The 14,855-nt window shown below is 63.7% G+C and carries 9 protein-coding genes; 8 read left to right on the top strand and 1 reads right to left on the bottom strand.

What is annotated here, in order from left to right:
- The first annotated feature begins 163 nt into the window (after positions 1-163).
- From ptsP to AC0L2A_RS29460, 8 genes are all read left to right on the top strand, one after another.
- A complete protein-coding gene (ptsP, locus tag AC0L2A_RS29495) occupies positions 164-2,434 on the top strand; it encodes a phosphoenolpyruvate--protein phosphotransferase (protein WP_023797302.1) in 2,271 nt (756 codons plus the stop codon).
- A 139-nt stretch (positions 2,435-2,573) separates the two neighbouring features.
- Positions 2,574-3,653 (top strand): peptide chain release factor 1, encoded by a 1,080-nt coding sequence (prfA, locus tag AC0L2A_RS29490; protein WP_473611794.1) that lies wholly within the window; start codon positions 2,574-2,576, stop codon positions 3,651-3,653.
- Complete coding sequence (gene prmC, locus AC0L2A_RS29485; RefSeq protein WP_091600069.1) at positions 3,646-4,524, top strand: peptide chain release factor N(5)-glutamine methyltransferase; 879 nt, start codon at positions 3,646-3,648, stop codon at positions 4,522-4,524. The genes prfA and prmC overlap by 8 nt, the downstream gene beginning before the upstream one ends.
- Positions 4,525-4,827: 303 nt before the next feature.
- On the top strand, positions 4,828-5,787 hold the full coding sequence (locus AC0L2A_RS29480; protein ID WP_473611792.1) for a DUF4167 domain-containing protein: 960 nt from the start codon (positions 4,828-4,830) through the stop codon (positions 5,785-5,787).
- A gap of 224 nt (positions 5,788-6,011) precedes the next feature.
- Positions 6,012-8,618, top strand: a complete 2,607-nt coding sequence (gene clpB, locus AC0L2A_RS29475) for an ATP-dependent chaperone ClpB (RefSeq protein WP_473611791.1) — start codon at positions 6,012-6,014, stop codon at positions 8,616-8,618.
- 44 nt (positions 8,619-8,662) lie between these two features.
- Entirely contained in the window at positions 8,663-9,028 is a 366-nt protein-coding gene (locus tag AC0L2A_RS29470) for an MmcQ/YjbR family DNA-binding protein (protein WP_027153335.1), read from the top strand.
- 252 nt (positions 9,029-9,280) lie between these two features.
- Positions 9,281-10,759, top strand: a complete 1,479-nt coding sequence (locus AC0L2A_RS29465; RefSeq protein ID WP_091600064.1) for a L,D-transpeptidase family protein — start codon at positions 9,281-9,283, stop codon at positions 10,757-10,759.
- 137 nt (positions 10,760-10,896) lie between these two features.
- A complete protein-coding gene (locus tag AC0L2A_RS29460; protein ID WP_473611789.1) occupies positions 10,897-12,447 on the top strand; it encodes an MFS transporter in 1,551 nt (516 codons plus the stop codon).
- A gap of 25 nt (positions 12,448-12,472) precedes the next feature.
- Here the strand turns inward: AC0L2A_RS29460 and AC0L2A_RS29455 are convergent, their stop codons facing one another.
- Positions 12,473-14,434: a M23 family metallopeptidase gene (locus AC0L2A_RS29455; RefSeq protein ID WP_023797309.1), complete on the bottom strand. Its 1,962-nt coding sequence runs from the start codon at positions 14,432-14,434 to the stop codon at positions 12,473-12,475.
- Positions 14,435-14,855: the final 421 nt, after the last annotated feature.

Below are 14,855 nucleotides of genomic sequence, written 5' to 3'. Positions count from 1 at the left end.
AATCGGAGGTCGATCTTCGGAAAGCACGATGCAGCAGTTCGAAGTCTTGGAGCGTCCTTTGTGGGTCCAATTGGACCGACGCCGCTCTATTTGAGTTGTTGCGTGAGCGCCGGCCGCGGGAGAAACTGCGGCGGGCATAATGTCCATTGGAGAACAAGCCGCGATGCGTGATACGGCCAGTGGCCCGCGCGTTTTGCTGAAACGGCTCCGCGAGCTCATGCAGGAGCCGCTGGAGCCGCAGGAGCGGCTCGACCGCATCGTGCGCGACATCGCCGCCAATATGGTCGCTGAAGTGTGCTCGCTCTACGTGCTGCGCGCCGATTCGGTGCTCGAACTCTATGCCACCGAGGGCCTGAATCCGAAGGCCGTCCATTTGGCGCAGCTCAGGCTGGGGGAAGGCCTCGTCGGCACGATCGCGGCCTCGGCACGGCCGCTCAACCTCTCCAACGCGCAGGAACATCCAGCCTTCGCCTATCTGCCGGAGACCGGGGAGGAGATCTACAATTCCTTCCTCGGCGTGCCGGTACTCAGGGCGGGGCGCACGCTCGGTGTGCTGGTCGTCCAGAACAAGACCATGCGCCACTATCGCGACGACGAAGTCGAGGCGCTGGAAACGACGGCGATGGTGATCGCCGAGATGATCGCCACCGGCGACCTTGCCCGGCTGACCCGGCCCGGCCTCGAACTCGATCTGCGCCGCCCGGTGAGCTTTACCGGCCTGTCCTTCAACGAGGGCGTCGGACTTGGCCATGTCGTGCTGCATGAGCCGCGCATCGTCGTCACCAATCTGTTCAACGAGGACAGCGATGAGGAGATCAAGCGGCTCGATGCGTCGCTCGGTTCGCTCCGGCTCTCTATCGACGACATGCTGGAACGCCGCGAAGTCGCCTTCGAGGGCGAGCACCGCCAGGTGCTCGAAGCCTATCGCATGTTCGCCAACGACAGCGGCTGGGTGCGCCGGTTAGAAGAGGCGGTACGCAACGGCCTGACGGCGGAAGCGGCGGTGGAAAAAGTGCAGAGCGACATGCGTGCCCGCATGCTGCACATGACCGATCCTTATCTGCGCGAGCGGATGAGCGATTTCGACGATCTCGCCAACCGGCTGCTGCGCCAGCTGATGGGGCGCGGGCCGGACGATGTCGCGGTCTCGCTGCCGAAGGACGCCATCATCGTCGCCCGCTCGATGGGGGCCGCCGAACTGCTCGATTATCCCAGAGACAAGCTGCGCGGGCTGGTGCTGGAGGACGGCGCAGCGACCAGCCACGTCGTTATCGTGGCGCGGGCCATGGGCATACCGGTTGCGGGCCAGATGAAGGGCGCCGTTTCCATGGCGGAAAACGGCGACGCCATCATTGTCGACGGCGAAGAAGGCGCCATCCACCTGCGCCCCCAGCCGGACCTCGAAGCCGCCTATGCCGAAAAGGTCCGCTTCCGGGCGCGGCGGCAGGAGGTCTATCGCGAGCTGCGCAAGAAGCCGTCGATGACCAAGGACGGCGTCCAGGTCGACCTTTTGATGAATGCGGGCCTGGCCGTCGATCTGCCGCAGCTTGCCGAGGCCGGCGCCGCCGGTATCGGCCTGTTCCGCACCGAGCTGCAGTTCATGGTCGCCTCGACCTTTCCGCGGGCGGAAGCCCAGGAACGGCTCTACCGTGACGTGCTCGACGCGGCGCGTGGCAAGCCGGTGACATTCCGCACCATCGATATCGGCGGCGACAAGGTGCTGCCCTACTTCAAGGACACGATCCAGGAAGAGAACCCGGCGCTCGGCTGGCGCGCCATCCGCCTGACGCTCGACCGGCCGGGCCTGTTGCGCACCCAGATCCGAGCGCTTTTGAAGGCATGCGGCGGGCGTGAACTGAAGCTGATGCTGCCGATGGTGACGGAGCTCGGCGAGATCGCCCAGGCGCGCGAAATCATCGATCGCGAAGTGCGGCATCTGTCGCGTTTTGCCCATCATCTGCCGACCAGCCTGAAGCTCGGGGCCATGCTGGAAGTGCCTTCGCTGCTGTTCCAGCTCGATGAGCTGATGAAGGCCGTCGATTTCGTCTCGGTCGGCTCGAACGATCTGTTCCAGTTCGTCATGGCGGTCGATCGCGGCAACACGCAGCTCGCCGACCGCTTCGATGTGCTGTCGACGCCGTTCCTGCGCGCGCTGAAGCAGATTGCCGACGCCGGGGTGCGCAATCAAACCCCGGTGACCTTGTGCGGCGAGCTGGCCGGCAAGCCGATCTCGGCGATGGCGCTGATCGGCCTTGGCTACCGATCGATCTCGATGTCGCCGGCCTCGATCGGTCCGGTCAAGGCGATGCTGACGGAACTGCCGCTGGCCGAGCTGGAAGCGTTCTTCGACGACAATCTCATGGCGCCGGCCCAGGGGTTGCCGATGCGGGCGCTGCTGCAGGCCTTTGCCGACGACCGCTCCATTCCGTTGTAAATTCACGTGAGGGCGGCCTGCAAATGTCGATTTTCTGCGCTTCCGGTGCTCATGTACCTAATTGTACATTCCGCTCCGGTTCTTGAAACTCGTCATTTTCGGCTCGCCCTGACGTGAATCTTATCGAAGTTCCAGGACCATGATCAACCTGCCCCGCGACCGCATGGATCAAGTCGTCAAGCGTTTCGACATGCTCGAAGCGCAAATGTCGACCGGGCCGGCGGCGGACGCCTATGTCAAGATGGCGTCGGAATATGCCGACATGCAGGAGATGGTGGCTAAGATCAGGGCGCTGCGCACCGCCGAGCATGAACAGGCCGACCTGCAGGCGATGCTCGCCGACAAAAGCACCGATGCCGAAATGCGGGCATTGGCCGAGGCCGATCTGCCGGAGGTCAAGGAACGCATCGAAGCGCTGCAGAAGGACATCCAGATCCTGCTTCTGCCCAAGGATGCCGCCGACGACAAGAATGCCATCCTCGAAATCCGCGCCGGCACCGGCGGCGACGAGGCGGCTCTCTTTGCCGGCGACCTGTTTCGCATGTACGAACGCTATGCCGCGGCACGCGGCTGGCGTTTCGAGACGGCGTCGGCCAGCGAGGGCGAGGTCGGCGGCTACAAGGAAATCATCGCCACGATTTCGGGCAAGGGGGTCTTTGCCCATCTGAAATTCGAGTCCGGCGTGCATCGTGTGCAGCGCGTGCCGGCGACCGAGGCCGGCGGGCGCATCCACACCTCGGCGGCGACGGTTGCCGTGCTGCCCGAAGCGGAAGAGGTCGACATCGACATCAGGGCCGAAGACATCCGCATCGACACGATGCGCGCCTCGGGTTCGGGCGGCCAGCACGTCAATACCACCGATTCGGCAGTGCGCATCACCCATCTGCCGACCGGCATCATGGTCGTACAGGCGGAGAAGTCGCAGCACCAGAACCGGGCCAAAGCCATGCAGATCCTGCGCGCCAGGCTTTACGACCTCGAGCGCAGCAAGGCTGACGAGGAACGCTCCGAATCGCGCAAATCTCAGGTCGGTTCGGGCGATCGCTCGGAGCGCATCCGCACCTATAATTTCCCGCAGGGCCGCGTCACCGACCATCGCATCAATCTGACGCTCTATAAGCTCGACCGGGTGATGATGGGCGAACTCGACGAGATCATCGACGCGCTGATCGCCGATCACCAGTCGAAGCTGCTCGCCGATATCGGCCTCGATGGCTGACAGTCTGCCCAGTAGGCTAGGGCTGCTGCTGAAGGCGGCGCGGGCACGCCTTGCTGCGGCCGCAGTCGCCGATCCGGCGCTGGATGCGAGGCTGATCGTCGAACATTTTTCCGGTACGACCCGCACACAAGCCATCGCCGATCCCGAATGCAGTGTCGATGCCGGCGCGATTGCCGCGATCGATGCAGCCTTGAGGCGGCGGGTTGCCGGTGAGCCGGTGCATCGCATCCTCGGCCATCGCGAGTTCTATGGCTTGCGCCTGTCGCTGTCACCGGAAACGCTGGAGCCGCGACCGGACACCGAAACGCTGGTCGAAGCGGTGCTGCCCTTCGTGAAGGCGACAGCGGAACGGCAAGGCGAGTGCCGCATCCTCGATCTCGGCACCGGCACCGGCGCCATCGCGCTGGCGCTGCTCAGCGCCGTTCCGGCGGCGGTCGCCACCGGTGTCGATATTTCGCCAGGCGCGCTGGTGACCGCCATGCGCAATGCAGGGGAATTGGGGTTGGCCGACCGGTTCCAGGTGCTCGAATCCGACTGGTTCGAAAAAGTTTTTGGCCGATACCATGTAATTGCCGCCAACCCGCCCTATATAGCGTCCATAGACATCGAAAATCTGCAGGGCGAAGTCCGCGGTTTCGATCCACGCCAAGCCCTTGATGGCGGCGTGGACGGTCTGAGTCCCTACAGGATCATCGCCGCCGAGGCGGCAGTTTTTTTGGAAGCCGAGGGCAGGATTGCGGTCGAGATCGGCCACACCCAGCGCAAAGAGGTCACGGGCGTTTTCTCCGCAGCCGGCTATATGCCGGCGGGGGTATTCCGCGACTTTGGCGGAAACGAGAGGGTTCTGATCTTTGAACTGACAAGGCCGTGATGCAGTGCAAAAAAAGCGCTTGGCAATGCCGGGGAATGCGGCTAGGGTCGCCTTAACCGGATGAGACGAAGCAGGCAGTGCTCTTAGCGATTCGGTTTCCTTGGAAATAGCTGCCTTCTTGTGCAAACGACGCCCAAGCTTCGTGCGGGGATCGTCCGGCAAGTGATGTAACCGGAACAGGATGAGACGTGGCGCCAACGCAATCGATGCGGGCGAACGCCGGTGAAGAGACGAAACGGCTGGCTGCATGAGCGCCTCCGTTCGTGAAAAGTTTTCGAAAAATTTCAAAATGAAGAGAGTCGAATGAGGCCACAACAGCAGAACAGGCGCATGCGCGGTCGCAACAACAATGGCGGCGGCAACAACAATAACAACAACCGCAAGGGTCCAAATCCCCTGACGCGCAATTACGAGAGCAACGGTCCGGACGTGAAGATCCGCGGATCGGCTCAGCAGATCGCCGAAAAATACGCAACCCTTGCCCGTGACGCGCAGAGCTCCGGCGACCGGGTGATGGCGGAAAACTATCTCCAGCACGCCGAGCACTACAATCGCATCATCGCTGCCGCGCAGGCGCAGCTGCCGATCCAGAGCGCTCAGCAGAACCGCGACGATTTCGACGATGACGGCGACGAAGATCGCGACGAGTTCGACAATGGCGGCAACAGCAATGTCGGCGAGACTGCGGCTCCGGTGGTCAACCACGGTGCAGGCCCGCAGCCGGTCATCGACGGCACGCCGGCTGAATTGACGCTCAACCAGGAAAACGGCCGTGACAATCGTGATGCCAGTGAGCGTGATGCCAGTGGGCGCGATGCCGGCGGGCGAGACAACCGCCATCGCGACCGTCGCCCCAATGGCGGCTACGGCCAGAACGGCCAGCGCGGCGAATTTGGTGCGCGCGGCGAGCAGGGCGGACAGCGCGGCGATCAGAACCGGCGCAACGAGAGACCGGTTCAGAACGAAACCCCCGTGCAGGCGGAAGCTGTGTCTCCGAACGAGCCTGTTTCTGTGGCCGAACCCGCGCCGCAGTTCGAAAGCTTTTCGCCAGCGGCTCTGGCTGCCCGGGCCGAGATGAACGAAGCCGCCGCCGAAAGCGGCGCTGCCCGCCGCCCCAGGCGTCCGCGCCGTCCGCGCGTCAATGCTGATCAGGTGGCTGATCAGGTGGATGGCGGTAACGACAATGCTGGCGGCGATAACGTGAATGCTGCTCCGGCGGAAGACGCCGGTGGCGAGCCCACCATCGTCGACGTCAACAACTGATCGAGCAAGGCCCAGACATTCCTGGACGGCGGAGAGAAATCTCCGCCGTTTTTGTATCTGCGCCCCCCCCGGGGAATATTAAGTCCGCCGTTATCGGGACGTCTTGAGGGTCCGTGGATTGCGCCCCATATCTCGCGTGAACAGGACCCGGCTCGAACGGGCGGGTCCGTCACCGCAATCTGATCCGGTGCCGCAAAGCGGGCCGGTGACGGAAGGAGACAGATATGAACCTTGAAAAATATTCCGAGCGCGTGCGCGGCTTCATCCAGTCGGCGCAGACCTTGGCGCTCTCGCGCAACCACCAGCAATTCACCCCCGAACATATATTGAAAGTGCTCGTCGACGACGACGAGGGCCTGGCAGCGTCGTTGATCGAGCGCGCCGGCGGCAGCGTCCGCGACGTCAAGCTGGGCGTCGAGACGGCACTTGAGGCAATGCCCAAGGTGGAGGGCGGCAACGGCCAGCTCTATCTGGCGCAACCGCTGGCCAAAGTGTTCTCGACCGCCGAGGAACTGGCAAAGAAGGCCGGCGACAGCTTCGTTACGGTCGAGCGGCTGCTGACGGCGCTGGCGGTCGAGAAATCCGCCAAGACCGCCGACATCCTGACCAAGGCCGGCGTGAGGCCACAGGCACTGAACCAGGTGATCAACGACGTCCGCAAGGGTCGCACCGCCGATTCGGCGAGCGCCGAGCAGGGCTATGATGCGCTTAAGAAGTACGCGCGCGATCTCACCGCCGACGGTCGCGCCGGCAAGCTCGACCCGGTCATCGGCCGCGACGACGAGATCCGCCGCACCATCCAGGTGCTGTCGCGCCGCACCAAGAACAATCCGGTGCTGATCGGTGAACCCGGCGTCGGCAAGACGGCGATCGCCGAAGGGCTGGCGTTGCGGATCGTCAATGGCGACGTGCCGGAATCGCTCAAGGACAAGCAGTTGATGGCGCTCGATATGGGATCGCTGATCGCCGGCGCCAAATATCGCGGCGAATTCGAGGAGCGGCTGAAGGCGGTTCTTTCGGAAGTCACCGCTGCGGCCGGCGGCATCATCCTGTTCATCGATGAGATGCACACGCTGGTCGGCGCCGGCAAGGCGGATGGCGCTATGGATGCGTCGAACCTGTTGAAACCGGCGTTGGCACGCGGCGAACTCCACTGCGTCGGCGCGACGACGCTCGACGAATACCGCAAGCATGTCGAGAAGGATGCGGCCCTTGCCCGCCGCTTCCAGCCGGTCTTCGTCAATGAGCCGACGGTGGAAGACACCGTCTCCATCCTGCGCGGCCTGAAGGAGAAATACGAGCAGCACCACAAGGTGCGCATTTCGGATTCGGCGCTGGTCGCGGCAGCATCGCTGTCCAACCGCTACATCGCCGACCGCTTCCTGCCGGACAAGGCGATTGACCTTGTCGACGAGGCCGCGTCGCGGCTGCGGATGCAGGTCGATTCGAAGCCCGAAGCGCTGGACGAGATCGACCGCCGCATCATGCAGCTCAAGATCGAGCGTGAGGCGCTGAAGGTCGAGAAGGACGACGCGTCGAAGGACCGGCTCGCCCGGCTCGAAAAGGATCTTTCCGCCCTGGAAGAGGAATCGACCGAACTGACCTCGAAGTGGCAGGCCGAGAAGCAGAAGCTCGGGCTCGCCGCCGACCTGAAGAAACAGCTCGATGAAGCGCGCAACGAGCTCGCCATCGCCCAGCGCAAAGGTGAATTCCAGCGCGCCGGCGAGCTTGCCTATGGCAAGATTCCGGAACTCGAAAAGAAGCTGACGCAGGCCGAGGCACAAGACGGCAAGGTCGGCATGGTCGAAGAGGTGGTCACCCCCGATCACGTCGCCCACATCGTGTCGCGCTGGACCGGCATTCCCGTCGACAAGATGCTGCAAGGCGAGCGTGACAAGCTGCTGCGCATGGAAGACGAAATCGGCAAGCGTGTCGTTGGCCAGGGCGAGGCGGTGCAGGCCGTGTCGAAAGCGGTGCGCCGCGCACGCGCCGGCCTGCAGGATCCGAATCGGCCGATCGGTTCGTTCATGTTCCTCGGACCGACGGGCGTCGGCAAGACCGAACTGACCAAGGCGCTTGCCAGCTTCCTGTTCGACGACGAGAGCGCCATGGTGCGCATCGACATGTCGGAATTCATGGAGAAGCACTCGGTCGCCCGGCTGATCGGCGCGCCTCCCGGCTATGTCGGCTATGAGGAGGGCGGCGCGCTGACTGAAGCGGTGCGACGCCGGCCCTATCAGGTCGTGCTGTTCGACGAGATCGAGAAAGCGCATCCGGACGTGTTCAACATGCTGCTGCAGGTGCTCGATGATGGCCGCCTGACCGACGGGCAGGGCCGCACGGTCGATTTCCGCAACACGCTGATCATCATGACGTCGAACCTCGGCGCCGAATATCTGGTCAACCTCGGCGAGAACCAGGACGTCGATGTCGTGCGCGACGAGGTGATGGGAGTCGTCAGGGCGTCGTTCCGGCCGGAGTTCCTCAACCGCGTCGACGAGGTGATCCTGTTCCACCGGCTGCGCCGGCAGGATATGGGCCGCATCGTCGAGATCCAGCTCAAGCGGCTGGAAAGCCTGCTCGCAGATCGCAAGATCACGCTTTCGCTGGATCAGGAGGCGATCGACTGGCTGGCCGCCAAGGGCTACGATCCGGCCTATGGCGCGCGGCCGTTGAAGCGGGTGATGCAGAAGGACCTTCAGGATCCGCTTGCGGAGAAGATCCTGCTCGGCGACATCCTCGACAGTTCGACCGTCAAGGTCACCGCTGGTTCCGACCGGTTGAACTTCCGGTCGAAGCCGACGATCGTAGCGACCGAGGCGGCGGCCTGATTTTCGAGGCCGCCGCACAATCAAAAAATTAAACGGGGGCGCAGATGACGTTGGACGACTACAACAGCTTCTGCGCCTCGCTGCCGTCGGCGACCCATGTCGTCCAGTGGGGCGGTGCTCATGTCTGGAAAGTCGGAGCCAAGGTCTTTGCGATCGGCGGTTGGAGCGATGGCAAGGAGCCGTTCGTCACCTTCAAATGCTCCGACATCGCTTATGACATCTTGAAGGAACAGCCGGGCCTTCGGCCCGCGCCCTATCTTGCCTCACGCGGCATGAAATGGATCCAGCGCCAGACAAGCCAAAGCATGGACGATGACGCGCTAAAGGACTATCTGCGCGAAAGCCACCGCCTTGTCGTGCTCAAGCTGACGAAGCAGGCGCGCAAGGAATTGGGATTCGCCGCCAGCTAGTGTTCTTGCTCCAGCCCGCCAGAAATCCGCCATCTTCATGCCCGGTTCATGTTGGAACCTTATGGTTGGCAACTGATTTGCTGGCGAAGGGTTCGCCTGCCGCAAAGGCCCGAAAATCGAATTGGATTTTCGGAAAGCATGATGCGGAGTTTTTTACGTGTTAGAGCGTCCCTGCGCGTCCGAAGGGACGCGCGGCGCTCTAAAGAGACAACGCCGGGCGGCGGCAATTACGGACCGGAGAATTTGGCCAGCATGTTCCGCACGATCTTCACCCTTTCGGCGTTCGCCGCCGGGCTGCTTTCTTCGAGTGTAATGGCCGCGCCGACGCAGGACATCGCGCCGCGATCTGCCCGCGCCGCGGATGCCCGAGCCGCGGATAGCCATGCTGTGCTGGTCGCCCAGAACGGCGATTTCGACGTCTACTACGACGCCAGAGGAAACCGCGTCATCGTCGATACGGAAACCGGCAAGGTGCTCGCCATCCAGCCGCCGCAGGCCAGGTTCGATCGCCGCGCACTCCGCCGCGAGGGCTTGCGCAATCTCGGACCGGTCGAGGACGACCGCTATTATCTCGACGATCCGGAGGACCAGGCGCGCTTGCGCCGCAGGCAATTGGAAGAGGAGGGCCTGATCGTCGTACCGCCGGTCGACGAGTATGATGCCTACGGCGATCCGGTGGACGCTTTTCCCGAAGCACCGCTGGATGGTGGCAACTATGGCAACAATTATCCGGAAGCGCCGCAGCCGGTAAAGCCGCGCACCGTCATGCGCCAGCCGCTCAACGAGGCTGCGATCGAACCGGTCGAGCCGATGGAGCCGGGCGACCAGGCGGCACTGCCGCCAAAGATCGACGGTAAGATTGTCGTCGATCCGTCGCTTTCACTCGGTGCACGCCAAGAGGTCGCGGCGCTGCAAGTGCTGCTCGACCGCGCCGGCGCTTCGCCCGGCGTCGTCGACGGGCGCTTCGGCTCGAATGTCGACAAGGCGCTCGCCGCCTACAACGAGATCACCGGCAGCAATCTGCGGTCGACCGATGTGGTCGGCATCCAGGCGGCGCTTGAGCAGTCCGGCGGCGATGCCTTCGCCTCCTACAGCATCACGCCCGAGGATGCTGCCGGCCCCTATGTCGCATCGGTGCCGGAAGACTACGGCCAGAAGGCGCAACTCGAACGGCTGAGCTATACCTCAGTCACCGAAGCGCTGGCCGAGCGGTTCCACATGGACGAGAACTATCTGAAGGCGCTCAATCCGGAAGCCAATTTCAACCGTCCCGGCACGATCATCAAGGTCGCCAATTTCGGCAGGCTGGTGGCCACGCCGGTGGCACGCATCATCGCCGACAAGGGCAAAAAGCAGGCCCGCGCCTATGACGCGTCGGGCAAGCTGATCGCGGCCTATCCAGCCACCATCGGCTCGGCTGACACGCCTTCACCCACCGGCACGCATGCGGTGTCGCGGGTCGCTCTCGACCCGAACTACACCTACAATCCGAACATCAATTTCAAGCAGGGCGAAAACAACAAGATCCTGACCATCCCGCCGGGCCCGAACGGCCCCGTCGGCTCGGTCTGGATTGCGCTGGACAAGCCGACCTACGGCATTCACGGCACACCCGACCCCTCCAAGATCGGCAAGACCGAAAGTCATGGCTGCGTGCGGCTGACCAATTGGGACGCGCGCGAACTGGCAAAAATCGTGTCGCCGGGCGTCACGGTGGAATTCATCGACTGAGCCCTATCCCAAATCATCGCGCAGTCCTGGGTCAACCCGGGAGCAGGCTCTTTGGGCGACGTGATCCTGTTCTGGTTTCAACGACAGCAACCCTCTGGCCGGTTGTTGCCGGCGCATAGGAGGTCTAAGCAGGCTTCATGCGTTCTCCAAGCGAAGTCGGCGCCGAAGCCGTCCCCCTGGTCAGGCCGCTGCCGGCCGATACGTTCTGCCCGCAATCGCGCCGCAGGTTCGTGCTGATCGCGGCGATCCTGGCTTCCGCGCTCGGCTTCATCGACGGCTCGATCCTGGCCATCGCCACGCCGGCGATCCGCGTCGATCTTGGCGCCAGTTTCGCCGAGGCGCAGTGGATTTCAAACGCCTATGCGCTGACGCTTTCGGCACTCATCCTTGTTGGCGGCGCCGCCGGCGACCGTTTTGGCCTGCGGCATGCTTTCGTGGCAGGCATCGCGCTGTTCATTGCCGCCTCGCTTGCCTGCGCGGTGGCGCCGAACCCGCCAATGCTCATTGCGTTTCGCGCCATCCAGGGCATCGGTGCTGCCATCATGGTGCCAGGCAGCCTCGCCATTATCGCCAAGGCCTATCCGAAGAAGGAGCGCGGCAGGGCGATCGGCATCTGGGCGGCAGCCTCGGCGCTGACGACGGCGCTTGGCCCGGTGCTGGGCGGCGTTGTCTTGTCGGCCTTCGGCGACGGCATCTGGCGGGTGATCTTCGCGGTCAATCTGCCGCTTGGTCTTGTCTCGATCTATCTTCTGCTCGCCAAGGTTCCGGCCGACGCACCGACCGAATGGCGCAGCCTCGATCTCGGCGGCGCTGCACTCGCCACCTTGGCGTTCGGAGCGCTTGCCTACGGCTTGACTTCGATGAGCGCAGAGGGCGAGGGGCAAATGTCCGGCCCGAGCATTGCCGCCGGCGCGGTGCTGCTCATCGTGTTCATTGTCTTTGAGCGCCGGCAGCGCGAACCGATGATCGATCTCTCGCTGTTTCGGGTCGGCGCCTTCGCCGGCGCCAATGTGGCGACCTTCTTCCTCTATTTCGCACTGTCGGCCAACCTGTTCTATCTGCCGATGCTGCTCATCGCCGGATGGGGGCTGAGCGCCGCCGAGGTCGGCTTCATCTTCCTGCCGCTGTCGGTCTTGATCGCGCTGTTGTCGGGGCCGGTCGGCCAGTGGTCCGACCGGATCGGTCCGCGTTTTCCGATCGCCAGCGGCAGTCTCGTCGTCGCTGTCGCCTTTGCCGGGCTTGCCGTGCTGGCCTATGCTGGCATCCACAGTTTCTGGTGGGGGGTGTTTCCGCTGATGGCGCTGATGGGGCTCGGCATGGCGCTGGTGGTGTCGCCGCTGTCGACGGCGGTGATGACGGCGGTCGAGGACAAGGATACCGGTGCTGCCTCGGGAATCAACAATGCCGTCTCGCGCATTGGCGGCCTGATCGCAGTGGCGGCGATGGGGTCACTGGCGGCCTGGGTCTATGCAGCAGCGCTGAACAGCGGTGCCGCATCCGGCATTCCGGGTTTCGGCGAACCGGCGCCGGATGTCGATGCAGCAAGGCTTGCCGCCAGCGACGCAGCGTTCGCAGCAGTCGCCTTGGTGACCGCGCTGCTTTGCCTGCTCTCGGCGATCGTGGCGTGGACGACTGTTTCCGGCGAGCGACTGCCATGGCCGCGTGGATCCGAGGCTCCGCAGCGCTGAGCAGCCGGCAAAGGCCCAACTCGGCTCAGCCTTCGATCTTGGCGCTCGCGACCTTCAGCGAATCATTGTCTTCCTGCTTGAGCAGATCATCGATGCGCCCGCGCTCGCGCTTGAAGGCGACGAGGTCGTCGCCCTTCAGCACCTTGCCGACCGGCAGGCGAACGCGCATCGGGTCGACCTTGGTGCCGTTGACGATCAGCTCGTAGTGGAGGTGCGGACCGGTGGCGAGGCCGGTCTGGCCGAGAAAGCCGATGGTCTGGCCTTGGCGGACGCGCACGCCCGGCGCGATGCCTTTGGCAAATGCGCTCTGGTGATTGTAGGAGGTCTCGTAGCCATTGGCGTGACGGAGGATGATCTGTTTGCCATAGCCTCCGGCCCAGCCGGCCTTCTCGACGACACCGTTGCCGGCGGCGATGATCGGCGTGCCGATGGCGGCTGACCAATCAACGCCGGTATGCAAGCGCACATAGCCGAGGATCGGATGCCTGCGGGCACCGAAGCCGGAGCGGAATTTTCCTGCGGGCAGGGGATTGCGCAGCAGGAATTGCTGGGCGCTGCGGCCGTCCTCGTCGAAATAGTCGGTGCTGCCGTCCTGCATCTGGAACCGGTAGAAATTGCGCGTCGTGCCGCCGAAGCTCGCCGAGACATAGAGCAGCTCGGATTCGTCGGATGCCCGGTCGTCGCCATCCGGCTGCGAGAACAGCACCTCGATGCGGTCCGACGGATTGAGCCGCGACTGGAAATCGACGCCGGACGCCAGGAGCTTGATCAGCCGCTTGGTCATCGCCTTGGACATGCCGTAGGAGTAGGCGGCGCGGTAGATGCCGTCATAGACGTTCGGCAGATTGCCGCGCACCACCACCGGCGGCGAATCATCGAACGCGGTCAGCAATTCGGGATTGGGCTCCGGCTCCTGCGCCGGCACATATTGGCCGTGATCATCGAGCGCGATGGTGACTATATGCTGGGCCCTGTCGTAGATGCCGGTGCGAACGACCTTGGCGGCGTCGCCATGGATCTCGAGGCCGACGCGCAGCACGGTTCCCGCCTTGAGCGCTGTCGCATTCAGCAATTTGGCGATCGCCTCGGCCATACCGGTGGCGTCCTCGCCGGTATAGCCCGAATCGGCGAAGGCCTCGACGATGTTGCGGTCCCTGGTGAAGGGGATGATCTCCTCGGCGAAGGCCGGCGCTTGATCGTCGGGGGCAGCACGCGGCGACACCGAGACGTTTTCCGGAACGATCCTGACGTCGTAGGAGCCGGCCATGCTCTCGGCGAATGCATCGCCGAATCGCTGCGGGTCGACATAATGCAGCGACGCGACCTGCACGGCGCCGTCGCTCAGACCCGTGCCGGCCTCGCGCACCACCTTTTCCACCTCGTCGGCGGACAAGTCACTCTTTTCGTCGAACGCTGCTGTCTCGATTGGGAAATCGACCGTTTTCAGGCTCAACTCGCTTTCGACCTTGGCGCCATAGATCTGGCCTGCGGCGGCGGTCGCCGGCTGACCGGCATTGCCGTCGCGGTCGTCGCCAAACACCTGCATCGGATTGAAAGGCGGATAGGCGCGGCTGGTCGTGTGCCCGGCGGCAAGCGCCATCTTGATCTGCACGAAAGGCATGGTGTGGATGACATCGCGGTCGCCGACCTTGGTCACCATCGGCACTTCCATTCGCCGGCGGTCCTTGGCCTTGGCGATCTGGCGCGGCGCCACCAGCCTGGTGGTCTTGGCGATCTCGCCGGAATCGTCGCCTCTCGCAAGGCTGATCAGTTCGGCGATTTCGGGCGGCGTCGCCAATTGCTGACGGCCGTCGAGGGCTGCGAACAGCGCCACACCCATCAGCACGCTCGACGTCACGCCGGTAAGAAAAGTGCCCGACAGCCAGCGCGCCGAAACCTCGCGCCGGTCGGGCGGGCCACTGCGACCGTCCGCAATCAGCGGCGGCTCGTTGCCGAGTTCGGCTATGACATTTTCCGTATCTGGCATCCAGAAAGGCTGCTTCTTCCCCGGGCGGGACGGCTTGTCGCTTTTGTTGTGGCCATGACATTTGCCTGTCACGGCGGGCGAAGTCAACGAAGCGGCTGGCTTCGGCCGAGATCCCCAGTCATACTTCTCTCTTAGTGGCTCTCTTAGTGACTCTCTTACAGTCTCTTATAAGGCGCCGCGCCAGTGGTGCTGCGCCAGCTTCGTTGGCGTTGGTGTCAAACCGCAATGCGGCGGCAATAGGGCTCCGTGGCGGTGTTCGGCTTTGTTATCCCCATGCCGCCGCGGAAGTCGGCTACCGAAAATCGGCGCCGCAATCTTTCGTCGCAAAAAATTCAAAAAAGACCGAAATCGTTGTTGACACTTTGGATGGGCGCCGACTATATACGCCTCACCAACGAGGGCGGCGCGCCGCTGGCGACGA

The sequence above is a fragment of the Mesorhizobium sp. WSM4844 genome, from assembly GCF_055811775.1.
The sequence above is the reverse complement of the archived record's forward strand: the minus strand, read 5'-3'. Positions and strand labels throughout refer to the sequence as shown.

Coding starts and splice junctions, on each gene's coding strand:
- ptsP (WP_023797302.1), top strand. CDS start 164: ATGCGTGATACGGCCAGTGGCCCGCGCGTTTTGCTGAAACGGCTCCGC.
- prfA (WP_473611794.1), top strand. CDS start 2,574: ATGATCAACCTGCCCCGCGACCGCATGGATCAAGTCGTCAAGCGTTTC.
- prmC (WP_091600069.1), top strand. CDS start 3,646: ATGGCTGACAGTCTGCCCAGTAGGCTAGGGCTGCTGCTGAAGGCGGCG.
- AC0L2A_RS29480 (WP_473611792.1), top strand. CDS start 4,828: ATGAGGCCACAACAGCAGAACAGGCGCATGCGCGGTCGCAACAACAAT.
- clpB (WP_473611791.1), top strand. CDS start 6,012: ATGAACCTTGAAAAATATTCCGAGCGCGTGCGCGGCTTCATCCAGTCG.
- AC0L2A_RS29470 (WP_027153335.1), top strand. CDS start 8,663: ATGACGTTGGACGACTACAACAGCTTCTGCGCCTCGCTGCCGTCGGCG.
- AC0L2A_RS29465 (WP_091600064.1), top strand. CDS start 9,281: ATGTTCCGCACGATCTTCACCCTTTCGGCGTTCGCCGCCGGGCTGCTT.
- AC0L2A_RS29460 (WP_473611789.1), top strand. CDS start 10,897: ATGCGTTCTCCAAGCGAAGTCGGCGCCGAAGCCGTCCCCCTGGTCAGG.
- AC0L2A_RS29455 (WP_023797309.1), bottom strand. CDS start 14,434: ATGCCAGATACGGAAAATGTCATAGCCGAACTCGGCAACGAGCCGCCG.